The 24,398-nt window shown below is 69.3% G+C and carries 25 protein-coding genes and 1 pseudogene; 11 read left to right on the forward strand and 15 right to left on the reverse strand.

Features of this window, described 5'->3' with window-relative positions; translation table 11 throughout:
* Positions 1 to 183: 183 nt before the first annotated feature.
* The 3 genes from folB to ACI2LP_RS30405 all read left to right on the forward strand — a co-directional run bounded on the left by folB (position 184) and on the right by ACI2LP_RS30405 (position 1,673).
* Entirely contained in the window at positions 184 to 543 is a 360-nt protein-coding gene (folB, locus tag ACI2LP_RS30395) for a dihydroneopterin aldolase (protein WP_404727743.1), read from the forward strand.
* Positions 540 to 1,127: a 2-amino-4-hydroxy-6-hydroxymethyldihydropteridine diphosphokinase gene (gene folK, locus ACI2LP_RS30400; protein WP_404727744.1), complete on the forward strand. Its 588-nt coding sequence runs from the start codon at positions 540 to 542 to the stop codon at positions 1,125 to 1,127. The genes folB and folK overlap by 4 nt, the downstream gene beginning before the upstream one ends.
* A gap of 69 nt (positions 1,128 to 1,196) precedes the next feature.
* Complete coding sequence (locus ACI2LP_RS30405) at positions 1,197 to 1,673, forward strand: DUF3180 domain-containing protein (protein WP_404727745.1); 477 nt, start codon at positions 1,197 to 1,199, stop codon at positions 1,671 to 1,673.
* Positions 1,674 to 1,813: 140 nt separating this feature from the next.
* Here ACI2LP_RS30405 and folE read toward each other — a convergent pair whose 3' ends face one another.
* The 6 genes from folE to dacB all read right to left on the reverse strand — a co-directional run bounded on the left by folE (position 1,814) and on the right by dacB (position 9,318).
* Positions 1,814 to 2,419: a GTP cyclohydrolase I FolE gene (folE, locus tag ACI2LP_RS30410; RefSeq protein WP_360871296.1), complete on the reverse strand. Its 606-nt coding sequence runs from the start codon at positions 2,417 to 2,419 to the stop codon at positions 1,814 to 1,816.
* A gap of 120 nt (positions 2,420 to 2,539) precedes the next feature.
* Positions 2,540 to 4,561: an ATP-dependent zinc metalloprotease FtsH gene (ftsH, locus tag ACI2LP_RS30415; protein WP_360871293.1), complete on the reverse strand. Its 2,022-nt coding sequence runs from the start codon at positions 4,559 to 4,561 to the stop codon at positions 2,540 to 2,542.
* A gap of 160 nt (positions 4,562 to 4,721) precedes the next feature.
* Complete coding sequence (hpt, locus tag ACI2LP_RS30420; protein WP_360871490.1) at positions 4,722 to 5,261, reverse strand: hypoxanthine phosphoribosyltransferase; 540 nt, start codon at positions 5,259 to 5,261, stop codon at positions 4,722 to 4,724.
* Positions 5,262 to 5,391: 130 nt separating this feature from the next.
* Positions 5,392 to 6,510, reverse strand: a complete 1,119-nt coding sequence (gene tilS / locus ACI2LP_RS30425; RefSeq protein ID WP_404727746.1) for a tRNA lysidine(34) synthetase TilS — start codon at positions 6,508 to 6,510, stop codon at positions 5,392 to 5,394.
* A 209-nt stretch (positions 6,511 to 6,719) separates the two neighbouring features.
* Positions 6,720 to 7,850 (reverse strand): zinc-dependent metalloprotease, encoded by a 1,131-nt coding sequence (locus tag ACI2LP_RS30430; RefSeq protein ID WP_404727747.1) that lies wholly within the window; start codon positions 7,848 to 7,850, stop codon positions 6,720 to 6,722.
* 67 nt (positions 7,851 to 7,917) lie between these two features.
* Positions 7,918 to 9,318 (reverse strand): D-alanyl-D-alanine carboxypeptidase/D-alanyl-D-alanine-endopeptidase, encoded by a 1,401-nt coding sequence (gene dacB, locus ACI2LP_RS30435; protein WP_404727748.1) that lies wholly within the window; start codon positions 9,316 to 9,318, stop codon positions 7,918 to 7,920.
* 86 nt (positions 9,319 to 9,404) lie between these two features.
* On the opposite strand from dacB, the gene ACI2LP_RS30440 reads away from it, so the two are divergent.
* Both ACI2LP_RS30440 and ACI2LP_RS30445 read left to right on the forward strand, forming a co-directional pair.
* Complete coding sequence (locus ACI2LP_RS30440; protein ID WP_360871487.1) at positions 9,405 to 9,899, forward strand: inorganic diphosphatase; 495 nt, start codon at positions 9,405 to 9,407, stop codon at positions 9,897 to 9,899.
* A 189-nt stretch (positions 9,900 to 10,088) separates the two neighbouring features.
* On the forward strand, positions 10,089 to 11,741 hold the full coding sequence (locus ACI2LP_RS30445; protein ID WP_404727749.1) for a threonine/serine exporter family protein: 1,653 nt from the start codon (positions 10,089 to 10,091) through the stop codon (positions 11,739 to 11,741).
* A gap of 170 nt (positions 11,742 to 11,911) precedes the next feature.
* Here ACI2LP_RS30445 and ACI2LP_RS30450 read toward each other — a convergent pair whose 3' ends face one another.
* Positions 11,912 to 12,607 carry a DedA family protein gene (locus ACI2LP_RS30450; RefSeq protein WP_404727750.1) on the reverse strand — a complete coding sequence of 232 codons (696 nt, stop codon included), beginning with the start codon at positions 12,605 to 12,607 and terminating at the stop codon, positions 11,912 to 11,914.
* A 195-nt stretch (positions 12,608 to 12,802) separates the two neighbouring features.
* On the opposite strand from ACI2LP_RS30450, the gene ACI2LP_RS30455 reads away from it, so the two are divergent.
* Positions 12,803 to 13,168, forward strand: coding sequence for a YbjQ family protein (locus ACI2LP_RS30455; protein ID WP_360871275.1), 366 nt, complete (start codon positions 12,803 to 12,805; stop codon positions 13,166 to 13,168).
* Positions 13,169 to 13,370: 202 nt separating this feature from the next.
* Here ACI2LP_RS30455 and ACI2LP_RS30460 read toward each other — a convergent pair whose 3' ends face one another.
* Positions 13,371 to 14,129, reverse strand: coding sequence for a MerR family transcriptional regulator (locus ACI2LP_RS30460; protein WP_404727751.1), 759 nt, complete (start codon positions 14,127 to 14,129; stop codon positions 13,371 to 13,373).
* A 121-nt stretch (positions 14,130 to 14,250) separates the two neighbouring features.
* On the opposite strand from ACI2LP_RS30460, the gene ACI2LP_RS30465 reads away from it, so the two are divergent.
* Entirely contained in the window at positions 14,251 to 15,675 is a 1,425-nt protein-coding gene (locus ACI2LP_RS30465) for a glutamate decarboxylase (protein WP_404727752.1), read from the forward strand.
* 37 nt (positions 15,676 to 15,712) lie between these two features.
* Here the strand turns inward: ACI2LP_RS30465 and ACI2LP_RS30470 are convergent, their stop codons facing one another.
* Complete coding sequence (locus ACI2LP_RS30470) at positions 15,713 to 16,354, reverse strand: PadR family transcriptional regulator (protein WP_404727753.1); 642 nt, start codon at positions 16,352 to 16,354, stop codon at positions 15,713 to 15,715.
* Between the two features lie 40 nt (positions 16,355 to 16,394).
* On the opposite strand from ACI2LP_RS30470, the pseudogene ACI2LP_RS30475 reads away from it, so the two are divergent.
* A pseudogene (locus tag ACI2LP_RS30475) lies at positions 16,395 to 16,985 on the forward strand (bleomycin resistance protein); the annotation flags it as partial.
* Between the two features lie 40 nt (positions 16,986 to 17,025).
* Here the strand turns inward: ACI2LP_RS30475 and ACI2LP_RS30480 are convergent.
* The 3 genes from ACI2LP_RS30480 to ACI2LP_RS30490 all read right to left on the reverse strand — a co-directional run bounded on the left by ACI2LP_RS30480 (position 17,026) and on the right by ACI2LP_RS30490 (position 20,065).
* Positions 17,026 to 17,574 (reverse strand): DinB family protein, encoded by a 549-nt coding sequence (locus ACI2LP_RS30480; protein ID WP_404727754.1) that lies wholly within the window; start codon positions 17,572 to 17,574, stop codon positions 17,026 to 17,028.
* A gap of 102 nt (positions 17,575 to 17,676) precedes the next feature.
* The gene (locus tag ACI2LP_RS30485) at positions 17,677 to 19,134 is read right to left on the reverse strand and encodes an aldehyde dehydrogenase family protein (RefSeq protein WP_404727755.1); all 1,458 of its coding nucleotides are present in this window, start codon (positions 19,132 to 19,134) and stop codon (positions 17,677 to 17,679) included.
* Between the two features lie 67 nt (positions 19,135 to 19,201).
* A complete protein-coding gene (locus ACI2LP_RS30490; protein WP_360871259.1) occupies positions 19,202 to 20,065 on the reverse strand; it encodes a helix-turn-helix transcriptional regulator in 864 nt (287 codons plus the stop codon).
* 321 nt (positions 20,066 to 20,386) lie between these two features.
* Here ACI2LP_RS30490 and ACI2LP_RS30495 point away from each other — a divergent pair, with 321 nt between their 5' ends.
* Positions 20,387 to 20,896 (forward strand): ATP-binding protein, encoded by a 510-nt coding sequence (locus ACI2LP_RS30495; RefSeq protein WP_404727756.1) that lies wholly within the window; start codon positions 20,387 to 20,389, stop codon positions 20,894 to 20,896.
* Between the two features lie 84 nt (positions 20,897 to 20,980).
* On the opposite strand, the gene ACI2LP_RS30500 is transcribed toward ACI2LP_RS30495, so the two are convergent.
* Together ACI2LP_RS30500 and ACI2LP_RS30505 are read right to left on the reverse strand one after the other, a co-directional pair.
* Positions 20,981 to 21,217, reverse strand: a complete 237-nt coding sequence (locus ACI2LP_RS30500; protein ID WP_360871254.1) for a DUF397 domain-containing protein — start codon at positions 21,215 to 21,217, stop codon at positions 20,981 to 20,983.
* A gap of 247 nt (positions 21,218 to 21,464) precedes the next feature.
* Complete coding sequence (locus ACI2LP_RS30505; protein ID WP_404727757.1) at positions 21,465 to 21,632, reverse strand: hypothetical protein; 168 nt, start codon at positions 21,630 to 21,632, stop codon at positions 21,465 to 21,467.
* On the opposite strand from ACI2LP_RS30505, the gene ACI2LP_RS30510 reads away from it, so the two are divergent.
* The gene (locus tag ACI2LP_RS30510; protein ID WP_404727758.1) at positions 21,627 to 22,091 is read left to right on the forward strand and encodes a hypothetical protein; all 465 of its coding nucleotides are present in this window, start codon (positions 21,627 to 21,629) and stop codon (positions 22,089 to 22,091) included. The genes ACI2LP_RS30505 and ACI2LP_RS30510 overlap by 6 nt on opposite strands.
* 194 nt (positions 22,092 to 22,285) lie before the next feature.
* Positions 22,286 to 22,960, forward strand: coding sequence for a hypothetical protein (locus ACI2LP_RS30515; protein WP_404727759.1), 675 nt, complete (start codon positions 22,286 to 22,288; stop codon positions 22,958 to 22,960).
* A gap of 74 nt (positions 22,961 to 23,034) precedes the next feature.
* Here ACI2LP_RS30515 and ACI2LP_RS30520 read toward each other — a convergent pair whose 3' ends face one another.
* The gene (locus tag ACI2LP_RS30520) at positions 23,035 to 24,153 is read right to left on the reverse strand and encodes a DUF2786 domain-containing protein (RefSeq protein ID WP_404727760.1); all 1,119 of its coding nucleotides are present in this window, start codon (positions 24,151 to 24,153) and stop codon (positions 23,035 to 23,037) included.
* Positions 24,154 to 24,398: the final 245 nt, after the last annotated feature.

The raw sequence follows: 24,398 nt of genomic DNA on the forward strand, positions 1-24,398 counted from the left end.
GGATTGGAATCCGGGCACCCGGGTAGGGGCGGCTACCAGCCTCTCGGGGCCCGCGCGCCCAACTCCCGCCGGAGCCCCCATGGGCAAGCACTGTCAGTGCCCGCAGGTAGATTCGAATATGGACACAGGCCGCCCGCACGCAGCCGTGTGCCCGCAAGACCAACGACAGCAGGAGTGATTCGCGTGGATCGTGTCGCGCTGCGCGGCCTCAAGGCCCGCGGGCACCACGGCGTCTTCCCGAAGGAACGCGAGGAGGGCCAGACCTTCATCGTGGACCTGGCGCTCGGCATCGACACCCGCCCCGCGGCGGCCGACGACGACCTGGCGAAGACCGTGCACTACGGCGTGGTGGCGGAGGAGGTCGTCGACGTCGTCCAGGGCGAGCCGGTCGACCTGATCGAGACCCTCGCGGAGCGCATCGCCCAGCAGTGCCTCAAGCACGAGGGCGTCCAGGAGGTCGAGGTGGTCGTGCACAAGCCGGACGCCCCGATCACCGTCCCGTTCGACGACGTGACCATCACGATCACCCGGAGCCGAGCATGAGCGACCCCACCGTGCAGCCCGTGCCCGCCTCCGTGGTGGAGCAGGTGGACGCCGCGGATGTCACCCTGTCCAATCCGAAACGGGCCGTGATCTCCCTCGGCTCCAACCTGGGCAACCGCCTGGAGACCCTCCAGGGCGCGATCGACGCGCTGGAGGACACGCCGGGCCTGCGGGTCAAGGCGGTCTCTCCGGTGTACGAGACAGAGCCGTGGGGCGTCGAAGCCGGCAGCCAGCCGTCGTACTTCAACGCGGTCGTCGTGATCAAGACCACTCTTCCGCCGTCGTCCCTGCTGGAGCGCGGCCAGGCCATCGAGGAGGCCTTCGACCGGGTCCGCGAGGAGCGCTGGGGGCCGCGGACGATCGACGTCGACATCGTTGCGTACGCGGATGTGATCTCCGACGACGCCGCGCTCACGCTGCCCCACCCGCGGGCCCACCAGCGCGCGTTCGTGCTCGCGCCGTGGCACGACGTGGAGCCGGAGGCCCAGCTGCCGGGCCGCGGACCGGTCGCGCAGTTGCTGGACGGCATCGGCCAGGACGGCGTGTTTCCCCGTGCCGACCTGGAACTCCGTCTGCCGGAGTAGTCGTTAGGCTCTGCGGAGCCTGTACGGCTTCGTGCGGCAAGCGGCAACAAGTGAAGGGCGGCGCTCTCGGTGAAGCAACTACGGCTCGGTGTATTGGCCGGTCTCTTCGCCGCGGCCGGAGTGCTGTCCTGGGGCGCCGCCCGCCTGTGGGAGTCGATCGGCACGCTGCCGAGCGTGCCGCTGGCCGCGCCGATCGTGCTGGCGGTCATCGCGGTCGTCCTCACCTCGACCGCGCTGTCGCTGCGCGCCCGTCTGCGGGCCCAGCGCGAAAGGCGCCCCGGCGCGAAGGGCGTGGAGCCGCTGATGGCGGCGCGGGCAGTGGTCTTCGGCCAGGCGAGCGCGCTGGTGGCGGCGATCGTGTCGGGGATGTACGGCGGTACGGGAGTGTTCCTGCTGGGCTCCCTGGACATCCCGCCCCGCAGGGACCAGGCCATCTACGCGGCCTTCTCGGTGCTGGCGGGGATCGGGGTGATCGCGGCGGCGTTCTTCCTGGAGCGGGTCTGCAAGCTCCCTGAGGACGACGACGAGAACGCGACGCGGGCGTAGCACGCCGACGGCTGCGCCGGCTCGGCCTGCGCAGCCGCCCGCGGGCCCGGCCACCACACTGGAGTTGCGCGAACGCGACCGCTCAGCGCGCCATGATCAGGCCAACGCACCAGGCCAACGCGCCAGGTCAACGCACCCGGTCAGCGCGCCATGATCAGGCTCATCGCCTCGTTGCGCGTCGCAGGGTGCCGCAGCTGCCCCCGCACCGCCGAGGTGATCGTCTTCGCGCCCGGCTTCCGCACACCCCGCATCGTCATGCACATGTGCTCGCACTCCACGACCACAATCACACCGCGCGGCTCCAGTATCTCCATCAGCGAGTCCGCGATCTGCGTCGTCAGCCGCTCCTGCACCTGCGGCCGCCGCGCGTAGACGTCGACGAGGCGGGCCAGCTTCGACAGGCCGGTGATCTTCCCGTCGGACGACGGGATGTAGCCGACGTGCGCCACGCCGTGGAACGGCACGAGGTGGTGTTCACAGGAGCTCATGACCTCGATGTCCTTCACCAGGACCATCTCGTCGTGGCCGAGGTCGAACGTTGTCGTCAGGACCTCCTCCGGCTTCTGCCACAGCCCCGCGAATATCTCCTTGTACGCGCGGGCCACCCGGCCCGGCGTCTCCCGCAGGCCCTCCCGGTCCGGGTCCTCCCCGACCGCGATGAGGAGCTCACGAACAGCGTTCTCGGCCCGCTTCTCGTCGAACTCGCCGATCGTGCCCTCGCCGTCCAGCGTCACCGGATCGGTCATTTGTGCCTCGTTCCTTCGTGCTCCGGCATGCGGACATACGAGAATGCCGCGCCCCCCAGGCTAGAACCTGGGGGACGCGGCATTCATTCCGGGCCCTGCGTGGCCGCAGCGCCGGATGTGTCAGCTCTCCGGGCGCTCCTCCGGGACCGCCTCGATCGCCGGAGCGGCGTCCGTCGGGGCGGCACCGTTGGAACCGACGGCGCCGTTCGTCAGCGCCAGCTCCTTGGGCGAGAGCACCGGCGGCCGCGTGGAGGGCGTACGCCGTGAGGAACCGGTCCACGCCGGGCGGGCCGGGCGCCTCACGATCGGGGCGAAGATCTCGGCGATCTGCTCCTTGCCGAGGGTCTCCTTCTCCAGGAGCTGGAGGACCAGGTTGTCGAGGACGTCGCGGTTCTCGACGAGGATCTCCCAGGCCTCGTTGTGCGCGGTCTCGATGAGCTTCTTGACCTCTTCGTCGACCAGCGCCGCGACCTCTTCCGAGTAGTCGCGCTGGTGACCCATCTCACGTCCGAGGAACGGCTCGGTGTTGTCGCCGCCGAACTTGATCGCGCCAAGACGCTCGGTCATGCCGTACTGCGTGACCATCGCGCGGGCCGTGGCCGTGGCCTTCTCGATGTCGTTGGCCGCACCGGTGGTCGGGTCGTGGAAGACGAGCTCCTCGGCCGCGCGGCCGCCCAGCATGTACGCCAGCTGGTCGAGCATCTCGTTGCGCGTCGTGGAGTACTTGTCCTCGTCCGGCAGGACCATGGTGTAGCCGAGCGCCCGGCCGCGGGACAGGATCGTGATCTTGTGGACCGGGTCGGAGTTCGGTGAAGCCGCCGCGACCAGGGCGTGACCGCCCTCGTGGTACGCGGTGATCTTCTTTTCCTTGTCCGACATGATCCGGGTCCGCTTCTGCGGGCCCGCGACCACACGGTCGATCGCCTCGTCCAGGGCATGGTTGTCGACCAGCTTCTTGTCGCTGCGCGCCGTAAGGAGCGCCGCTTCGTTCAGCACGTTCGACAGGTCCGCGCCGGTGAAGCCGGGCGTACGCCGGGCAACTGCGCCCAGATCGACGTCCGGGGCGACCGGCTTGCCCTTCTGGTGGACCTTGAGGATCTCCAGACGGCCCTGCATGTCGGGACGGTCGACGGCGATCTGCCGGTCGAATCGGCCCGGACGCAGCAGCGCGGGGTCGAGGATGTCCGGCCGGTTGGTGGCGGCGATCAGGATGACGCCGCCCTTCACGTCGAAGCCGTCCATCTCGACGAGCAGCTGGTTCAGCGTCTGCTCGCGCTCGTCGTGGCCTCCGCCCAGACCCGCACCGCGGTGCCGGCCGACGGCGTCGATCTCGTCGACGAAGACGATCGCCGGGGCGTTCGCCTTGGCCTGCTCGAAGAGGTCACGGACTCGGGAGGCACCGACACCGACGAACATCTCGACGAAGTCGGAGCCGGAGATCGAGTAGAACGGGACGCCCGCTTCGCCCGCGACGGCGCGCGCGAGCAGCGTCTTGCCCGTACCAGGCGGGCCGTACAGCAGCACACCCTTCGGGATCTTGGCGCCGACCGCCTGGAACTTGGCCGGCTCTTGCAGGAACTCCTTGATCTCGTGGAGCTCCTCGACCGCCTCGTCGGCCCCCGCCACATCGGCGAAGGTCGTCTTCGGAGTGTCCTTGGTGATCAGCTTGGCCTTGGACTTCCCGAAGTTCATGACTCGGGAGCCGCCGCCCTGCATCTGATTCATCAGGAAGAGGAAGACCACGACGATCAGGACGAAGGGCAGCAGCGAGAGCAGCACCGAAACGAACGGGCTCTGCTTCGACGGCGAGACGGTGTAACCCTTCTCGATGTCGCCGGCCTCGTACTTCGTCTGCAGCTTGTCTGCCAGGGAGGCGCCCTGGGAACCGATGTAGCTCGCCTGGATCTTGTCGCTGCCCTTGACCTTCTGGCCGTCCTTCAGATCAACCTTGATGATCTGTTCGTCGCCGGTGGTCAGCTTGACCTGGTCGACCTGGTTCTTGTCGATCGCCTGGACGACCTCGCCGGTGTCCACCGTCTTGTAGCCGCCGGACGAGCCGACGACCTGCATCAACACGACCACGGCGAGGACGGCCAGCACGATCCACATGACCGGCCCACGGAAGTATCGCTTCACGTCCATCCATACGGAGCGGAATCGCCCCGTCCCTCCTGCCCGTAGGTAAATGCTGCTGTGAGAAAAGACTGTTCTTCGGACGGTACCCCAGCATTGTCACCCGCGACCGCCTTCCTTTGCTCCAACGGCGGGAGTGGGGCCAGGGTTCCCGTCTCCGTGCGGGGCTTCAGCCGCCGTAAACGTGCGGTGCGAGCGTGCCGACGAACGGCATATTGCGGTACTTCTCGGCGTAATCCAGGCCATACCCGACGACAAACTCATTGGGAATGTCGAAGCCGATCCACTTCACATCGATCGCGACCTTCGCGGCATCCGGCTTACGTAGCAGGGTGCAGACCTCGAGCGAGGCCGGCTCGCGCGAGCCGAGGTTCGACAGCAGCCAGGAGAGCGTGAGGCCGGAGTCGATGATGTCCTCGACGATCAGGACGTGCTTGCCCTTGATGTCGGTGTCCAGGTCCTTGAGGATCCGGACCACGCCGGAGGACTGGGTGCCCGCGCCGTACGACGACACCGCCATCCAGTCCATGGTGACGGGGGTGGACAGCGCACGTGCCAGATCCGCCATGACCATCACGGCGCCCTTGAGGACACCGACGAGCAGCAGATCCTTGCCCGCGTACTCCGCATCGATCTTCGCGGCCAGATCGGCCAGCTTCGCGTCGATCTCTTCCTTGGTGATGAGCACCGACTGAAGGTCGGTACCCATGTCCTGCTCGTTCACGCGGTCGCTTTCTGTTGCCGGGGGGTCCTGGGGTCGTCATGGGGTTGTCCCCCGGACGACCCCCGGGCAGACACAGCCAGTGCCCGGGGTCCGGAGGGTCTCAGCAGTGGCTGCGTCAGCCTTGCCGAATCACCAGTCTGCCACCCTGCCGTCGCGCCTCGACGCGACCCGGCAGATTGATGGCTCCCTGACCGCGCCAGCCGGTGATCAGCCGGTCCACTTCCTCGACGTGCCGGGCGAAGAGCGAACCGGCGGGCGCACCGGCCTCGATGAGGGCCCGGCGCAGCACCCGGCGGCGTACGGCGGGCGGCAGCCCGTACAGCTTCGCGCAGTCCAGCCGGCCCGCCTCGTCCCGTACGGTCGCGTCCGCGTCGGCGGCCCAGGTGTCCAGGGCATCGGCATCGTCGCGGGAGAGCTGTGCGGTGCGGGCCAGGGCCTCGACGACGCCCTTGCCGAGCGCCTTCTCCAGGGCGGGCAGGCCCTCGTGGCGCAGCCGGGAGCGGGTGTAGGCCGGGTCGGCGTTGTGCGGGTCGTCCCATACGGGCAGCGACTGGGCCATGCAGGCCTTGCGGGCGGTCTGCCGGTCGAGCTGGAGGAAGGGGCGGCGGTAACGGCCGGCCGCCCCCGAGACGGCGGCCATTCCGGAGAGCGAGCGGGTGCCCGAGCCGCGGGCCAGGCCCAGCAGGACGGTTTCAGCTTGGTCGTCACGGGTGTGGCCGAGCAGGACGGCGGCGGCGCCGTAGCGCTCTGCGGCGTCGTCGAGGGCGGCGTAGCGGGCGTCACGGGCCGCGGCCTCGGGCCCGCCGCCGCGGCCGACCCGTACGGCGATGGTTTCGACGGGGTCGAGCCGCATCGCGGTGAGCCGGGCGGCGACCTCGGCGGCGCGGAGGTCGGAGCCGTCCTGGAGGCCGTGGTCGACGGTGATGCCACCGGCCCGGACGGAGAGCTTGGGGGCCTCGAAGGCGAGGGCGGAGGCGAGGGCCATGGAATCGGCGCCGCCGGAGCACGCCACCAGCACGAGCGGACGCTCGCTGTCGGAGGGGGGGTTCAGCGAGGCGGAGTTCAGCGAGGAGTGGGCCGATGAGGTCGCGAAGGCCGCGCGACTCGCGGAGGAGCGCGCGGAGGCCGCGTGGCTCACGGAGCGTGCGACACGTTCGGAGTGTTCGGTGAGTACGTCGTGGAGTACGCGGCGGACCGCCAGGCGTATCGCCGCGACCGCAGGATGGGGACCCATGTCCGGTGCCCTTCGTGAAAAGTTGGGGGGTGCCTCGGTCGAAGTCGGAATCAGTCACTCAGAGTGCGTCGATGGTGACAGAACCGGGCCGTTCCCCGAGCATTGCACGCCTACCCATGGGCTACGGTCCCTCGGATGGGTGATGCTGCGGCTCCGGGAGTACACCCTCGAACCCCGAAGAGCGCGCTACCGCCTGCGGCCGCCCCCGCTCACGACTCCGCTTTGCGGTGCACCCTCGCGACCCAGTCCGCGGGTTTGGCGATCTCCGCCTTGGTGGGCAGGGTGTTCGGAGACGTCCACACCCGGTTGAATCCCTCCATACCGACCTCCTCGACCACGGAGCGCACAAAACGCTCGCCGTCGCGGTACTGACGCAGCTTGGCATCGAGCCCCAGGAGCTTGCGCAGCGCCTGGTCGAGACGGCTCGCCCCACGTGCCCTGCGCTGCTGAAACTTCTCCCGGATCTCGGCCACCGACGGCACGACATCGGGTCCCACGCCGTCCATCACATAGTCCGCGTGCCCCTCCAGGAGCGACATCACGGCGGTCAGCCGACTCAGGATCTCCCGCTGCGCAGGGGTCTGCACCAGCTCGACGATGGAGCGGCCGCCCTCGTCCTGCTCGCCCTCGGGGCGGGCTCCCGCGAGCGACTGGGCGGCCTCCCGGAACCGCTCCAGAACGGTCATCGGGTCGACCTCGGTCTCGCCGAGAAATGACTGGATCTCGCCCTCGAGATGGTCCCGCAGCCACGGCACACCCGTGAACTGGGTGCGGTGCGTCTCCTCGTGGAGACAGACCCACAACCTGAAGTCGTGCGGGTCGACATCGAGTTCGCGCTCCACATGGACGATGTTCGGGGCGACGAGCAGCAGCCGGCCGCCGGCGCTCTCGCCCGCGGGCAGCTCGCGGGTGGCGGGGGCGAAGGTCTCGTACTGCCCGAGGACCCGCGAGGCCAGGAACGACAGCAGCATGCCCAGCTCGACGCCGGTGACCTTGCCGCCGACCGCGCCGAGCACGGCGCCGCCGGGGCTGGACGCGCGGCGTTCCTGCATCTTGTCCAGCAGCGGTTTGAGCAGCTCGCGGAAGCCCGCGACATTCGCCTTGACCCAGCCGGCCCGGTCCACGACGAGGACGGGGGTGTCCTGGGGGTCATGGCCCTCGGGGATCATCCGGGTGTAGCCCCGCACATGTTCCTCGGAGGACTTGGCATGCTGCCGCAGCTCGGCGACGACGGCACGCGCCTCGTCCCGGGTCACTTCGGGTCCGGGCCGCACGAAGCGGGTCGCGGTTGCCACGGCAAGGTTCCAGTCGACCATCTCGGCACCACCGATGCTCGTCATGCGTCAACCGTACGTTGTCGGCTCCGGCGGCGGTGAGGTGTCGGCAACGGCCGGATCGCCGGAAACGTCAGGAGGCCAGCGCGGCGGCCAGCCGGTCGAGGGCGGGCTGCGCGGCCTCACGGGAGGGCGTGTTCGCGGCCAGGAAGGCGAAGGCGAGCAGTCGGCCGTCCGGGGTGACGACGGTGCCTGCCAGCGTGTTCACGCCGGTCAGAGTGCCCGTCTTGGCCCGGACCAAACCGGTGCCCGGTGAGGTCTCGGTGTAGCGGGACTGCAGGGTGCCGCTGAAGCCCGCGACCGGAAGACCGGTCAGGACCGGGCGCAGCTCGGGGTGGGCCGGGTCGGCGGCGCGGATCAGCAGCGTGGTCAGCAGGCCGGCGGTGAGCCTGTCCTCGCGGTTGAGGCCGCTGCCGTCGGCGAAACGGGCCCCGGCCAACGGGAGCCCCAGCCGCTTCAGTTGCCCGGTGACGGCCCGCTCGCCGCCCGCGAAGCTCGCCTCCTCGCCCGCGGCGAGGGCCGTCTGCCGGGCGAGGGCCTCGGCAATGTCGTTGTCACTGTTGGTCAGCGCCCGCTCGACCAGGGCCGACAGGGGCTCGGAGAGCACTCGGGCGAGCGGCCTGGTCCCGGCGGCGGCCCGGCCGGGGGCGGGCGCCGCGGAACTCGCGACGCCGCGTTCGGTCAGCAGCCGCCCGAAGGCCCGAGCCGCGTCGCCGGCCGGGTCGCCGCTGCGGGCCGCTGCGCCCGTGGACTTCTCGTCGACCCGCCCCTCGCCGACCATCAGCGCGCTGACCGGGGAGATGTTCACATTGGGGCCGATGGGGTGCCGGAGCGGTCCCTTGTAGAGCGAGGTGTCGTACGCGAGACGGATGCGGGTGACCCCGCGGGCGCGCAGGGCACGGGCCGTACGGTCCGCGAGCGTGCGCAGGTCGGCCGAGTCCAGCGTCGGGTCGCCGCCGCCGACCAGCGTGAGCGACCTGGCGTCCTCGGAAGCGACGACCGTGGTGGGGATGTGGTGGTCAGGGCCGAGCGCCGACAGGGCCGCGACGGAGGTGGCGATCTTGATGGTGGAGGCCGGTGTCATGGGGTCGGCCGCCCCCTTCTCGTACACCCGCCGACCCGTCGCGACATCGACGACACAGGCCGTACGGACCGTCCCGAGACCGGGGTCGCCGAGCAGCGGCGCGAGCACCTTGGCGAGGTCGGCGGCGGCCTTCGGGGCCGAGACGGTCGCGGCCCTGGGGGCGCCGAGTGCCGCGAGCACGCCGGGTGCACTGGGCGCGGGCGCCGGGCTCTTGGGCCTGGGCCGCTCGTGATGTGCGCCACCCACGGGGCTCTGGGCAGCCGCCCACTGCCTCTCGGCCTTACGCTGGCCGGAGTCCCAGGGGCCCGCCGCGGCCACCGCCCCGGCAGCGAGGGCAAGGCCGACCACGGCGGCGCCCGATGCGAGCTGCCACGTCCTGACCTCTGGCACCTCGAACCAGCCCCTTTCGCGATCACACACCTGCGTGAGGGACACTTAACCACCAGACGTATGTGTTGATCATGGAGGAGCCACCCGTGGAGTTCGACGTCACCATCGAGATCCCGAAGGGTTCGCGGAACAAGTACGAGGTGGACCACGAGACCGGTCGGATCCGCCTGGACCGTCGACTCTTCACCTCGACCAGCTACCCGGCCGACTACGGCTTCGTCGAGAACACCCTCGGCGAGGACGGCGACCCGCTGGACGCGCTGGTCATCCTTGACGAGCCCACGTTCCCCGGCTGCCTCATCAAGTGCCGTGCGATCGGCATGTTCCGGATGACGGACGAGGCGGGCGGCGACGACAAGCTGCTGTGTGTGCCGGCGTCCGACCCGCGGGTCGAGCACCTGCGCGACATCCACCACGTGTCCGAGTTCGACCGCCTGGAGATCCAGCACTTCTTCGAGGTCTACAAGGACCTCGAGCCCGGCAAGTCCGTCGAGGGCGCCAACTGGGTCGGCCGCACCGAGGCGGAGGCGGAGATCGAGGCCTCCTACAAGCGCCTGGAGGCGCAGGGCGGCTCGCACTGAGCGCGTAGTAGCCGGCATCGAGCTGACGACGGGCGGGGCACCGAGAGGTGCCCCGCCCGTCGTGCGCCCCGCACAGCTCCGGCCCGGACCGGTGGGCGGGGGCCGTCGGGGACCCGTCGTGCGTCGGAGTGCTTGACCATGCCCATACTGGGCAGACACCGGCGACACGAGAGGGAGCGAGGACAGCACGTGGTGGCGGAGCCGGACGTTCCGGAAGACCGGAAGCCTCAGTCCGACGAGGCGCACAGCGCCTTCACCCCGCCGCCCGGGGTGGGAACACCGGACGCGCCCGAAGAGGACCATCCGACCTCGGAGTTCGCCGTTCCGGCCGGCCTTGCGCCCGAAGTGCCCGCCGAGCCGGAAGGTTCCGCCTTCGCCCCGCCCCGCACGTACAGCGCCAAGCAGTCGCCGCCCGCCTTCACGCCTGCCCACGGCGTCCCCGTCGTCCGTCTCACCAGGGACGCGCCCTGGCAGGACCGGATGCGGGCGATGCTGCGGATGCCGGTGGGCGAGCGGCCCGTTCCCGAGACGGTGCAGCGGCACGAAGAGGGCGGCCCAGCCGTCCCGCGCGTCCTCGACCTGACGCTGCGTATCGGCGAGCTGCTGCTCGCGGGCGGCGAGGGCGCGGAGGACGTCGAGGCGGCGATGTTCGCCATCTCCCGTTCGTACGGCCTCGACCGCTGCGAGCCGACCGTCACCTTCACACTGCTGTCGATCACCTACCAGCCTTCGCTGGTGGACGATCCGGTGACGGCGAACCGGACCGTACGCCGCCGGGGCACCGACTACACCCGACTGGCCGCGGTCTACCGGCTGGTCCACGACATCAGCACCGAGGAGTCGGAGATCTCCCTGGAGGAGGCCTACCGGCGTCTCGCGGAGATCCGCCGCAACCGGCACCCGTACCCCGGCTGGGTCCTCACCGCGGCCGGCGGCCTGCTGGCGGGCGCGGCCTCCGTCCTGGTCGGCGGTGACCTGCTGGTCTTCCTGGCGGCCGCGATCGGCGCGATGCTCGGCGACCGGCTGGCGTGGCTCTGCGCGGGCCGCGGGCTGCCGGAGTTCTACCAGTTCGTGGCCGCGGCCATGCCGCCCGCCGCGATGGGAGTCGCGCTGACGCTGACGCCGCTGGACGTACGCGCATCCGCGGTGATCACCGGTGGGCTGTTCACGCTGATCCCGGGACGGGCCCTCGTCGCCGGCGTACAGGACGGTCTGACCGGCTTCTACATCACCGCGGCGGCCCGGCTGCTCGAGGTCGGCTATCTCATCGTCGGGATCGTCGTCGGCGTACTGATGGTGCTGTATCTGGGCGTCGCGCTGGACGCGGGTCTCAACCCGGAGACGGCCATCCACAGCGTGCAGCGGCCGGTGGTCCAGACGCTGGCGGCGATGGCGCTGTCGCTGTGCTTCGCGGTACTGCTCCAGCAGGAGCGCAACACGGTGCTGCTCGCGACCCTGAACGGCGGGGTGGCCTGGGCGGTGTACGCGGCACTCGCGGACACGGCGGATGTCTCGCCGGTCGCGGCGACGGCTGTGGCGGCGGGTCTGGTGGGCCTGTTCGGGCAGATGCTCTCGCGCTACCGGTTCGCTTCGGCGCTGCCGTACGTCACCGCCGCCATCGGGCCGCTGCTGCCCGGTAGCGCGACCTACTTCGGCCTCCTGGAGATCGCCAGAAACGACCTGAACGCGGGCCTCGCCTCACTGACCAAGGCGGCGGCGCTGGCGCTGGCCATCGCGATCGGGGTGAACCTGGGAGGTGAGCTTTCCCGGCTGTTCCTCAGGGTGCCGGGCGCGGAGGGCCCGTCCGGGCGCCGCGCGGCGAAGCGGACGCGAGGCTTCTAGCGGCGACCGCCGGACGGGCTCGAGGGGCTGGCCCGCCCGGCGACGAAGGACAGCGCGCACTCGGCGCTTGGCACGCGGGGACGTTCGCTCGGCGCTGTAGGCGCAGGGACGTTCCTCAGCACGGTGAGCGCGCAGGGACGTTCCTCAGCACGGTGAGCGCGCAGGGACGCTCAGCGCTTGGCGTGGCGGCCGCGCTGCGCCGGCGGCTCGTCCGCCGCCGGGCCGGCCTGCGCCGCTTCCTTCTTCTTCTTCGACCGCGCCCGCAGGAACTCGATCGCAATCGGGAGCACCGAGAGCAGCACGATCAGGATCAGCATCGCCTCGATGTTCTTGTGGACGAACTCGACGTTGCCGAGCGCCGCGCCGAGCAGCGTCACGCCCGCGCCCCACAGCGCGCCTCCGATCACGTTGAACGTGACGAACGAGCGGTAGTTCATCCGGCTCACACCCGCGATGATCGGCGTGAACGTCCGCACGATGGGCACGAAGCGGGCCAGGACCAGCGACTTGGGGCCGTACTTCTCGAAGAATTCGTGCGCCTTCTCCACGTTCTCCTGCTTGAAGAGCCTGGAGTCCGGGCGCTTGAACAGCGAAGGGCCGACCTTGCGGCCGAAGAGATACCCCGCCTGGTCGCCGAGCACGGCCGCGACCACGACGAGCAGGCACACCGCCCACAGGGGCAGAGTGTTGAGCTTTCCGGTCGTCACCAGCAGGCCGGTGGTGAACAGCAGCGAGTCACCCGGCAGGAAGAAGCCGATGAGCAGGCCGGATTCGGCGAAGACGATGGCCAGGACACCGATGAGGCCGAAGGTCCCGATGAGATAGTCCGGGTCCAGCCAGCTCGGTCCGAGCGCAAGGGTAGTCACGAGGTCCGGGCTCCTGAGTCGGTAGTCGGTCGATCGTCGATTCGGCCGTCGAATTCGGCGTGGTCGGCCACCTAAAGCTATCAACGCATCGCCACTGGTCCACGTTCCATCGGCCCGCCCAGGATGCACTGTGCGCGGACTGGGACAAAGCTGTGCGTCACAAGCCTCCAGCAGACGCACGGAAGGTGGACGCAGATGGGCATCGAGGATTACGGGGGCGGACAGGGGCCGCAGTCCGACGTACTGGTCGTCACCACGAACGACGTACCCGGATTCCAGGTGCAGCAGGTGATCGGCGAGGTCTTCGGCCTCACGGTGCGCTCGCGGCATCTGGGCAGCCAGATCGGCGCCGGCCTCAAGTCGATGATCGGCGGCGAGCTGAAGGGCCTGACGAAGACCCTGGTCGAGACGCGCAACCAGGCGATGGAGCGCCTGGTGGAACAGGCGCGCTCGCGTGGCGCCAACGCCGTGCTGATGTTCCGCTTCGACGTGTCGGAGGCGGCGGACGTGGGCACGGAGGTCTGCGCGTACGGCACGGCGGCGGTCATCGCCCGCACCTGAGCCACCCGAACGGGGCACTGGGCCCGGACCGACCGGACACGGTGCCGGACATCGGGCCGGACGTCGGGCCAGGGCCGGACGTCGGGCCCGGCCCTGACCTCGAGCCGGGCCGGGAGGCGGGCCCGCGCGCGGGGCTCGTACGTCCACGTCCGGCCTGCGCGCGAAGGCTCGTACGCCCGCGTCGGCCCGACGCCCGGGGCTGTCAGCTGTTGCGTGCCGCGTTCGCGAGGATCGCGGCGCGCAGATGCACGGCGAGCCCCTCCCTCGTCGCGTCGTAGAACGCACGGAACCGCTCGTCCGAGACGTACATCTCGCCGAGACCGGTGTGAATCTCGTACGTGCACTCGTAGAACCACTTGGTGATGTGCTGCCGGTGCTCCTCGGCCATGTCCATCGCCCGCTCGCCGGTCGGAAGCTCACCGTCCGTCATCAGGGAGTCGTAGCGCGCGCCCCAGTCGGCGACCTCGTCCTGCATGCGCTTCCAGTCGTCCTTGCTGTAGCCCGCGGCCCTGCGCTGCGACTCGGCGTAGGCCGCGGTGCCGCCCCAGCGCTGCTCGGCCTCCTCGGCGTACTGCTCGGGGTCCTTGTCCCCGAAGACCTCGAACTTCTCCTCGGGCGTGAGGTTGATGCCCATCTTCTTCGCCTCCATGGCTTGTTCGACGGCGGCGGCCATCTCCTGCAACCGGGCGATCCGGGTGGTCAGCAGCTGGTGCTGCCTGCGCAGATGTTCGCGCGGGTCCGCGTCCGGGTCGTCGAGCAGCGCCGCGACCTCGTCGAGCGGAAAGCCGAGCTCCCGGTAGAACAGGATCTGCTGCAGCCGGTCGAGGTCGCCGTCGTCGTAACGCCGGTGACCCGCGTGGCTGCGGCCGCTCGGACAGAGCAGTCCGATCTCGTCGTAGTGGTGCAGCGTGCGCACCGTCACTCCGGCGAATGAGGCGACCTGTCCCACGGAGTAGCTCATCGCTTTCCGCTCCTTCGTTTTCTCGGTACGCACCTCAGCCTGAGTCCTCACGTTGCGTGAGGTGCAAGCCCGTATGAGCCTGAGAGCTGAGACCCCAGAGTTGGGAAGGCGGACACCGACGATGCCACTCCACCAGGGCGCGGGCAGCACCCCCGAGGGGGACGCGGACATGCGCAGGCTCTCCCTCAATCCGTTCTTCGGGGAGGCCGACCCGGTCAGCGAAATGACCGTGGCTCCGCCCACGCACCGGCTTCCCGACGGCCCGCTGCCGCCGTCGACGGCGTACCAGCTGGTTCATGACGAGTTGCTGCTCGACGGCAACTCCCGGCTGAACCTCGCCACCTTCGTCACCACCTGGATGGAGCCGCAGGCGGGTGTGCTGATGGCGGAGTGCCGGGACAAGAACATGATCGACAAGGACGAGTATCCGCGCACCGCCGAGCTGGAGCGGCGGTGTGTGGCCATGCTCGCCGACCTCTGGAACGCGCCGGACCCGTCCACGACGGTCGGCTGCTCCACCACGGGCTCCAGCGAGGCCTGCATGCTCGCCGGGATGGCCCTCAAGCGCCGCTGGGCGCTCCGCAACGCCGACCGCTATCCCGCGACCGCCCGGCCGAATCTGGTGATGGGCGTCAATGTGCAGGTCTGCTGGGACAAGTTCTGCAACTTCTGGGAGGTCGAGCCGCGGCTGGTGCCCATGGAGGGGGACCGCTTCCATCTCGATCCGCAGGCGGCGGCCGACCTCTGCGACGAGAACACGATCGGCGTGGTGACCGTGCTCGGCTCCACCTTCGACGGGTCGTACGAGCCCGTCGCGGAGGTCTGCGCCGCCCTGGACGCCCTGCAGGAGTTCACGGGCCTGGACATCCCCGTCCATGTCGACGGGGCGTCCGGCGCGATGGTCGCGCCCTTCGTGGACGAGGATCTGGTCTGGGACTTCAGGCTGCCGAGGGTGTCCTCGATCAACACCTCGGGGCACAAGTACGGCCTGGTGTATCCCGGGGTCGGCTGGGCGCTGTGGCGCACCTCCGACGAACTTCCGGAGGAGTTGGTCTTCCGGGTCAACTATCTGGGCGGCGACATGCCCACGTTCGCCCTCAACTTCTCGCGGCCCGGGGCGCAGGTGGTGGCGCAGTACTACACGTTCCTGCGGCTCGGCCGGGACGGCTTCCGGGCGGTCCAGCAGGCGTCCCGGGACGTCGCGCGCGGGCTCGCGGACCGGTTCGACGAGCTGGGCGACTTCCAACTGCTCACCCGTGGCGACGAGTTGCCGGTGTTCGCGCTCACCACGGCGCCGGACGTCCGGAACTTCGACGTCTTCGACGTCTCGCGGCGGCTGCGCGAACAGGGCTGGCTGGTGCCCGCGTACACGTTCCCGGCGAACCGCGAGGATCTGTCGGTACTGCGGGTGGTGTGCCGCAACGGCTTCTCGGCGGATCTCGCGAAGCTGCTGATGGATGACCTGCAAGGACTGCTGCCGGAACTGCGCCGCCAGCCGCACCCCCTGAGCAAGGACACAGCGGCGGCGACGGCGTTCCACCACTGATCGTCACCCCGGGTCGTGGTGACCGTGGGTCACTCGATCAGCGGTGGTCTCCCTCATGCGGCTCGCCCGTCGCGTACGGGTTCTCCTCGCCCTCCGCCAGCACCCCCACAAAGGGGTCCCCCTCCCCCGCGAAGGTGTACGCCCCGCCCTCGATCCGCTCGATCAGGCCCCGCGTCCACTCCGCTCCGGCGTCCGACGAGTTCACCCACATGTTCATGATCTCGCCGATGTGCCCGATCGACTCGGGCCCGTCGGCCGGCGTGTAGTACTCGGTCACCGAGGTCCGCCACTCCTGAAGGCCGCGCACCCGTTCCTTCAGCAGCGCCACCGCCTCCTCCCGCTTCAGACAGACGATGAAGCCGATCCCCGCCGAGAGCACGTCCATCTTCTGGTCGTAGGACGTCAGAGCCTCACGCAGCAGCTGGAAGAACTCGTCGGTGCCCTTCTCGGTGATCTCGTACTCGGTCCGCGGCGGCCCGCCGGCCGTGGACGGCGCGATCTCATGGGCGTGCAGCAGCCCCTGCTTCGCCATCTGCTTCAGCGCGTGATAGATCGAGCCGGGCTTGGCGTTGGACCACTCATGGGCTCCCCAGTACTCCAGGTCGTTGCGCACCTGGTAACCGTGCGCCCGCCCGTGCTGGCGTACGGCGCCGAGCACCAGCAGCCGGATCGCTGACATCCCCGCACCTTTCTATTCAACTTTGACTAGAGTAGTCGGCATGGCCGAGAAGACGATTCCGATCCTGCCGTGCCAGACCCTCCAGCCAGTGCTCGACTTCTACACCGCGCTCGGCTTCGAGGTGATTTTCCAGCAGAAGAGCCCCAATCCGTACGCCGTGGTCGAGCGCGGCGGCATCCAACTGCAGTTCTTCGGTATGAAGAAGTACGACCCCGCCGCGTCGTTCAGCACGTGCTACGTCGTTACGGACGACGTCGACACGCTGTACGAGTCCTTCCGCAGCGGCCTGAAAGCAGCGTACGGAAAGATCCCGACCCGCGGTCTGCCCCGGATCGGGAAGCTCTTGGACATGAGCTACGGAGTGCGCCAGTTCCTGATGACCGACCCCGGCGGCAACTGCGTCCGGGTCGGCAAGCAGATCAGCGAGGACCAGCACCACCGGCCGGCTCCCCAGGAGACCTTCGCCCGCGCCCTGCACCTGGCCACACTCTTCGCGGACTCCAAGGACGATCCGGCGGGCGCGGCGAAGATCCTGGACCGGGTGCTCGCCCTGGAGGACGAGCAACCCACCGCCGTACAGCGCGTCCAACTCCTCGAGCTGCGCGCGGACATCGCCGAGCGGCTCCAGGACAGGCCCTGACCGCAGCTCCGACCGGGCTCCAGGACAGGCCCTAACCCCAGCTCTGCCCGCTCTCCAGCGCCACCAGCTGGAACGCGGTCTTCCCGTCCAGGGACTCGCGCACGATGTCCGCATGGCCCGCGTGCCGGGCGATCTCCTCGACCAGATGCAGCAGCAGCCAGCGCATCGACACCCCGCCGTCCTTGGGGAACCAGGGCTGCGCGGGCAGCGGAAAGGTGTCGTCCAGGCTCGGCACGGAGTGGATGAACTCCGCCGTCTCCTTGGCCACCGCATCCCAGAACGCCAGCATCTCGGGGACCGTCTCGTCGCCGACCAGGCGGAAGCTGTCCGCCCACGTCTCCTCGGTGCGCTGCTTTTCGTTGGGCTTCTGCTGCGCCAGACGCAGCCAGCCGAGCTCCGTCTCCGCGACATGCTTGATCAGTCCGGAGAGCGAGAGCTCACTGACGCTGGGGCGTCCGGCCGCCTGCTCCTCGGTGAGTCCGAGCACCGAGCGGCGGATCGCGGCGCGCTGCGCCTCGACGAACGAGAGAAGCGCGCCGCGCTCGTCGCCGTGAGCCTCTGCGGGAACGTGAGTGACCATGATGTACGCCCTTCCAAACCTGGCTGTTGCCGTCCTGCCGTCCTGACAACAACCAAGCTACGGACCCTTGCGGTCAGCTTCTGTCCGCAAGGGCCCGTTGCCTCAGAAGGGGAACTGCGAACGGCCGTACTGCACCGAGATCCACTTCTGCGTCGTGAACGCCTCGATCATCGACTCCCCGTTCAACCGCCCGCTGCCCGAGTGCTTCTCGCCGCCGAAGGGCACGATCGGCTCGTCGTGGACCGTGCCGTCGTTGACGTGGATCATGCCGGTGTCGATCCGCTTGGCGATCCGTACGCCCCGCTCGATGTCCGCCGTGTGCACCGCGCCGCTCAGACCGTACGGAGTGTCATTGGCGATCCTGACCGCCTCGTCCTCCCCGTCGAACGGCACTATCAGCGCCACCGGGCCGAAGATCTCCTGCGTCAGGACCGGCGAGTCGGCCGCGATGCCGGTCAGCACCGACGGGCTCACCAGATTGCCCTCGGTGCCGCCGTGCAGCAGCGCCGTCGCGCCCGCCTCCACGGTCTGCTCGACGAGCAAGGTGACGGCGTCGGCCTGCGAGGTGTTGATGAGCGGGCCTATGTGGGTCGCGGGGTCGGAGGGGTCGCCGACCTTGAGGGTCTTGACCTTGGCGACGAACTTCTCGGTGAACTCCTGCTCCACACGGCGGTCCACAAGAACCCGGTTGGCGGCCATGCAGACCTGGCCCTGGTGCACGTAACGGCTGAAGACCGCCGCGTCCACCGCGTAGTCGATGTCCGCGTCGTCCAGCACGATCAGCGCGCTGTTGCCGCCCAGTTCGAGGATGGCGCGCTTGAAGTTGGCCGCGCAGACCGTGGCGACATGGCGCCCCACCTTGTCGGAGCCGGTGAAGGAGATGGCCTTCGGCACCGGATGCTCCAGGAGCGCGTCGCCTATCTCGGCTATGTCGGTGATGACGACGTTCAGCAGTCCGGCGGGCAGGCCCGCGTCCTCGAAGACCTTGGCCACCAGGGATCCACCGCAGATGGGGGTGTTCTGGTGCGGCTTGAGGACCACCGCGTTGCCCAGCGCCAGCGCCGGGGCCACCGACTTGATCGACAGCAGGAACGGGAAGTTGAAGGGGCTGATGACGCCCACGACACCGACCGGCAGCCGGTAGACGCGGTTCTCCTTGCCGTCGACCGGCGAGGGCAGGATCCGGCCCTCGGGCCGCAGCGCGAGCTGGATCGCCTCGCGCAGGAACTCCTTGGCGAGGTGCAGCTCGAAGCCCGCCTTCAGATGCGTGCCACCGAGCTCCGCGATGATCGTCTCGGTGATCTCCTGCTCGCGCTCCTCGATGATGCGCAGGGCACGCTCGAAGACCAGCCTCCTGGCGTACGGATTGGTCTCGCCCCAGGCCTTCTGCGCGCGTTCGGCGGCGCGGTAGGCCTGATCCACCTCGACCGCCGTGGCGACCGGGATCGAGGCCAGCTTCTCGCCGTCGTACGGGTTGAAATCGATGATGTCCCAGGAGCCGCTGCCCGGCCTCCACTCGCCATCGATGTACTGGTGGGCCAGCTCGGTGAAGAAGGACATGTGATCTGATTCCTTACGGCAGAAGCAGATGGCTGTATGGCTGATGTCGCGTCATCGTACTTGCGTTTCAGGTGAGTTGGAGTAGACCCCGGAGAAGGTCACAGCTCTCGGCCGGATCCGGACTGTCCTCCTGCAGGCGCTTCATGGCCCTTTCGTACTGGGCCACCTCTTCGCGCTTGTCGAGATACAGGGCGCTGGTGAGCTGTTCCAGATAGACGATGTCGGAGAGGTCCGACTCGGGGAAGCGCAGCATGGTGAAGGATCCGCTCTCACCCGCGTGACCGCCGAAGCTGAAGGGCATCACCTGCAAGGTGATGTTCGACTGCTCGGAGACCTCGATCAGATGCCTCAACTGGCCCTGCATGACTGCCCGGTCGCCGTACGGCCGGCGCAGCGCGGCCTCGTCGAGGACGGCGTGGAAGCGGGGCGCACGCTCGGAGACGAGGACCTTCTGGCGCTCCAGGCGGAGTGCGACCCGGCGGTCGATCTCGGCCCGAGGGGCGTCGGGGATGCCGCGGCTGACGACGGCGTGGGCGTACGCCTCGGTCTGCAGCAGTCCGTGCACGAACTGCACCTCGTAGATCTGGATCAGCGAGGCGGCGCCTTCCAGCCCTACATATGTCTGAAACCAGCCGGGCAGTACATCGCCGTAACTGTGCCACCATCCGGCGACATTGGCCTCTTTGGCGAGGCCCAGCAGGGATCCGCGCTCCGCCTCGTCGGTGACTCCGTAAAGCGTCAGCAGATCTTCGACGTCCCTCGCCTTGAAGCTCACCCGTCCCAACTCCATGCGGCTGATCTTTGACTCGGATGCGCGGATCGAGTAGCCGGCAGCCTCTCGGGTGATGCCGCGTGATTCGCGCAGCCGCCTCAGCTGCGAGCCCAACAGGATGCGCCGCACCACGGAACCGCTCGACTCGCTTGCGGTCACGACTCCAGCCCTCCCCATCGCTCTTCATCGCTACTTCGGTTGGCCTGACGGAGCACCCCCGAACCCCGAGACCCGGGATTCTGCCACCAAAACGCTTCACCCCGTACTCATTCGATTACGGAAATGAGAAGGCCTTGGGAAGGGGGCGAAAGAGATTGGGGGAAGAAATGAGTAAGAACCGTCACGGGACTGGACAGGTCCGGCGCGTGCACGTGCATCTGCCCTTGCATCTGCCCTACGCATTCGGAACCATGGTGCTCGCGCACCTGCATGCTCGTACGTGTTGTAGCGTCACAGCCGCGATTCCCGGGAGTGCCTCGCATGGGGATGAATGGATCGACCATGCTCGAGCCGTTACGGCAGGGGCTTCCCCCCATCGATCCCGCAGCGGTCTCCAGCTCCGCCTCGTGCGCCCTGCCCGCCCGCTATGAAGCGGTGCGCGGGGCCCGGCAGTTCACCAAGGCAACGCTCGGGCAGTGGGATCTGAACGACCGTTTCGACGATGTCGCGCTGGTCGTCTCCGAACTCGTCACCAATGCACTGCGGCACGCGCTGCCCGCGGAGACTCCCCGGCAGGACCAGGACTGTCCCGTACGGCTGCACTTGATGCGGTGGACGACCCGACTGGTGTGCGCGGTACGCGATCCCAGCCATGACAGCCCGGGGTCGGCCGGCGAGAGCGACGACGCCCCTTTTCCGGATCCCAGCGGCGCGGCCGAGTCGGGCCGGGGTCTGTTTCTGGTGGACTCCTTCAGCGACAGCTGGGGGTGGCACCCGCTGGCCGGGTCACTGCACGGCAAGGTGGTCTGGGCGCTGTTCCGCCTCGGCTAGCCTCGCCGGCTTCGGCCGGCTTCGCTGGTTTCGGCCGGCTTCGCGCAGGTTGAGCCGGCCCCTCGGTGGGCCGGCTCCCCGCGATCACGCGATCAGATGGTCGAACTCCCCGTCCTTGACGCCCAGAAGCAACGCTTCGATCTCCGCAGGCGTATATACGAGTGCGGGGCCGTCGGGGTGCCGTGAGTTGCGCATCGCCACATCCCCGCCGGGCAGCTTGGCGAACTCCACACAGGATCCCTGGGAGTTGCTGTGTCTGCTCTTCTGCCAGACGACACCGTGAAGCTCCGTGGCCGCCATGCCGTTGTACACGTGGTGCACAAGTCGCTCCCGGGATGCAAGGTGCAGGTGTCAACTATCCCGGATCATAGCTGTGTTCATATGCCAATGCATGAGCAGACGCCTGAGCAGATGCACGTGCACACGGGGTGGTCCCCCGATTACAGCTCACACGACCGCGGCCGAGCCGGTCCGGCGTCTCCCGCAACGCCTGAAGGGCACCTGCACAAGGGCACCTACACAAGGAAGAGACGTACGCCGGGCCGTTCTGGCTCCCACGTCCACACAATCACTTGCCGGAGGAGTACGGCAGCAGCGCCATCTCCCGCGCGATGGAGCGCGACGCTGCCCGGTGGGTGCGTGAGCAGGCGCACGCCGGGTTCCTGCCGGGGGTGCGGAAGTCCTCCTGGTAGCTTGGCGCGGTCTTGGAACCGACAAGGGGGACAGAGAAGTGCACAAGCGCGTACGTACATCGGTCGCCGCGGCGGGTCTCGTCGCGGCCGCCGCTCTCGTGCTGTCCGGCTGTGGCAGCGACGGCGGTGACGACGCGGGCAAGGAGAAGGCGTCCACGGCGCCGACGAACGCGGGCGGCGACCCGGGCGGGGACAGCGGGAACATCGAGGGCGCCTGGGCAGGCGTGACCGAGGGCAAGGCCGTGTCCCTGGCCGTCACCGGCACGAAGGCGGTGCTGCTGGCCGACGGGCACGCCTGCACCGGCGAGGTGTCGGACATGGGCAAGCAGATGCTGTCGCTGAAGTGTGCGGACGGGAACACCGACCGCACGATGGGCTCGATCGAGTCGAACGACGGCAAGACGCTGGTCGTCTCGTGGGACAAGGGCGCGAAGGACACGCTGACCAAGTCGGCGGCGGGCAAGCTGCCGACGGGCCTGCCGACCGGCTTCCCGACTCCCTGACGTACAGGGCGGGGCCACGGACCTTCAACGGGTCCGTGGCCCTTCGTCGTTGTGCCACCCCTGGCGTGTCGGGCTCGTTGTCGCAACAATCGCAGGCGCAACAGGCGGTGATCGCCGGCGGGCATCGGGCGCCTCAACTCCCGTTGCCCACAGGCGGATTCACCGACCCCCCAGCACATGCGAAAGGCAACAGGATGACGAACAACCGCGCCACGCGGTACGCCGGCCGTTTACTGGTCACAGCCGTGGCCGCATGCGGGATAGCGGCGGCGGCCGCGCCGTCCGCGGTCGCCGACGACCAGCCGACCGTGCAGCAGCTGACGGCGGACTGCGCCTCGGGCGAGGGCAAGTGTTCCTTCAACTCCCCCCAGCTGGGGGAGGCGTACCTGGGTGAGTTCCGACAGGTCTCCGACTCGCTCTTCAACTGCAGTACGTCGGACGCCACTCAGTCCATGACCTGGAACGACACCGTGGGCTCGACCGACTCGGCCGGCGTCTCGGTCACCGCGGGCGGCAACATCGCGGGCATCATCGACCTGAGTGTGACCGCGACCTACAGCCACACCTGGTCGAGCACCCACTCGGAGAGCAGCTCGCTGGGCATGACGGTCAAGCCCGGTGAAGTGGGCTGGATCTCCCGCGCCCAGGTGATGCAGAAGGTCTCCGGCACCTGGCAGACCCACTACGACAGCCCCAAGTGGGGTCACTACTACTGGTTCTGGCAGGACACCATCACCGGACCGGCCCCGAACGGCACGGACGGCCGGAGCAACGCGGTGGTCGTCAAGAGCCGCAAGATGACCGACGCGGAGAAGCAGTCCTGCTCCGCGGACGCCCGCGCGGGCAAGGCGCTCGTCCAGCAGCGCTGATCCACGGACCCCTGCCCTGCCTCCGGGCGGGGCAGGGGTCCGCCGTTGAACCTCCCCGAGCTTCAAGCAAGCCGTCAAGGAAGCGGAGGGTGCGCCTTCGGCATCTGGGCGCCGTCCGCCGCCGTCGTGCCGTGCTCCCAGCCCGCCAGGTCCGTCACCCCGCGCACCCGCGTGCTCGTCGTCTGCGGGAACATCTCATCCGCGCGATCCGTGACCGCCACGTCCCGGGACGCCAGTACCGGCAGCAGATCCGCGGCGGCGGTCACGCTCTCACTCGCCGCCGCCAGGCGCTCGCCGAGCCGGCTCGCGTACGCCATCAGGAACGACTGCCGGAAAGTCTTCGTCCGCTTGCGGCCACCCGCGCGCTGGCCCGCCTCCGCACGCGTCATCGCCGCCGTCCCCTGCACCAGCAGTGAGGTAAACAGCAGCTCGACCCCCTCCAGATCGGCCTCGAAACCGACGACCGTCGAGAAGCCGAACGCGCTGTTCCACACGGCCCGGCAGTGGTTCGCGGAGGCGACCGCGTCCAGCAGGATCGCCTTGGCCGTCTCGTACGGCGCGTCCACGCCGATGCGGCAGGCCGCGGGAGCGTCCGGACGGTGGGTCCGCGCCGCGAGCAGGGCCTCGTCGATGCTGTGGCGGGCCATCAGCTCCTGCGCCTTGGCGGTGAGCGCCTCCGCCTCGTCCGGGTAGCCCGTCGCCTCGGCCTTGGCGAGCAGGGCACGGATACGGGTGAGCATGCGCGGCTCCCCCGCCGACGGGGCCACGTGCAGGGCGGAGGCGCCGGGCACCGGGCCGACCGGCTCGATGGAAGGCAGCCGGACCAGCAATCGGTACAGCTCCAGCACCGCTGTCGCGTACGAGAAGCGGTGGGCGCGGTACGGGGCCCACGCCTCCAGCTCGGTGAGCTGCGCCGTCCAGCGCGGGGTGAGGTGTTCGTACCGCCTGCTCTCCCCCGTGATCAGCTCGGCGGCCAGCCGCTCGTGCGCCTCGTCGAGGTCGCGCCGCACGAGCCGTACGACATCGGCCGGCTGCCAGCCCCGCTCCCACGCCCGGCGCACGAACTCCTCGCCGCGCAGTCGCAGTTCCGCATCGGCGGCCGGGTCCGCCGCGAGCAGCGAGGCCGCGGTGTCCAGCGCCGGATCGTCCTCCACGTACAGCGCGCCTGCCAGCGCCTTCTCGACCGTACTCACGTACCGATGATCCCAGGCGGGTATGACAGGCCCCCGGGGACGCCCCCCCCGTGCCGCCCTCAGGCCGTCGCCAGGCTCTCGCGCCTGCGCCGGTGGTACGCGATCGTCACCGCCGCCAGCAGCGGTGTGTCGTGGGTGCCGCGCCCCCCCGCCGGGGGGGGGGGGGCCCCCCCCCCCCCCCCCGGCCCCCCATGGGGCCCCGAGTAGTAGCCCCGGAGTTACCCGGCGGCCACCCCCCCGAGGAC

Origin of the sequence: Streptomyces sp. NPDC019890 (assembly GCF_044903445.1) — a bacterium.
GTDB lineage: Bacteria > Actinomycetota > Actinomycetes > Streptomycetales > Streptomycetaceae > Streptomyces.

Excerpts from the sequence above, each read along its gene's own strand:
- tilS (WP_404727746.1), bottom strand. The coding sequence starts at position 6,510 with ATGGGTCCCCATCCTGCGGTCGCGGCGATACGCCTGGCGGTCCGCCGC.
- folE (WP_360871296.1), bottom strand. The coding sequence starts at position 2,419 with ATGACCGATCCGGTGACGCTGGACGGCGAGGGCACGATCGGCGAGTTC.
- ftsH (WP_360871293.1), bottom strand. The coding sequence starts at position 4,561 with ATGGACGTGAAGCGATACTTCCGTGGGCCGGTCATGTGGATCGTGCTG.
- ACI2LP_RS30485 (WP_404727755.1), bottom strand. The coding sequence starts at position 19,134 with ATGTCCTTCTTCACCGAGCTGGCCCACCAGTACATCGATGGCGAGTGG.
- ACI2LP_RS30455 (WP_360871275.1), top strand. The coding sequence starts at position 12,803 with ATGGGCATCGAGGATTACGGGGGCGGACAGGGGCCGCAGTCCGACGTA.
- ACI2LP_RS30465 (WP_404727752.1), top strand. The coding sequence starts at position 14,251 with ATGCCACTCCACCAGGGCGCGGGCAGCACCCCCGAGGGGGACGCGGAC.
- ACI2LP_RS30460 (WP_404727751.1), bottom strand. The coding sequence starts at position 14,129 with ATGAGCTACTCCGTGGGACAGGTCGCCTCATTCGCCGGAGTGACGGTG.
- ACI2LP_RS30495 (WP_404727756.1), top strand. The coding sequence starts at position 20,387 with ATGGGGATGAATGGATCGACCATGCTCGAGCCGTTACGGCAGGGGCTT.
- ACI2LP_RS30430 (WP_404727747.1), bottom strand. The coding sequence starts at position 7,850 with ATGACGAGCATCGGTGGTGCCGAGATGGTCGACTGGAACCTTGCCGTG.
- folK (WP_404727744.1), top strand. The coding sequence starts at position 540 with ATGAGCGACCCCACCGTGCAGCCCGTGCCCGCCTCCGTGGTGGAGCAG.
- ACI2LP_RS30470 (WP_404727753.1), bottom strand. The coding sequence starts at position 16,354 with ATGTCAGCGATCCGGCTGCTGGTGCTCGGCGCCGTACGCCAGCACGGG.
- ACI2LP_RS30515 (WP_404727759.1), top strand. The coding sequence starts at position 22,286 with ATGACGAACAACCGCGCCACGCGGTACGCCGGCCGTTTACTGGTCACA.
- ACI2LP_RS30480 (WP_404727754.1), bottom strand. The coding sequence starts at position 17,574 with ATGGTCACTCACGTTCCCGCAGAGGCTCACGGCGACGAGCGCGGCGCG.
- hpt (WP_360871490.1), bottom strand. The coding sequence starts at position 5,261 with ATGGGTACCGACCTTCAGTCGGTGCTCATCACCAAGGAAGAGATCGAC.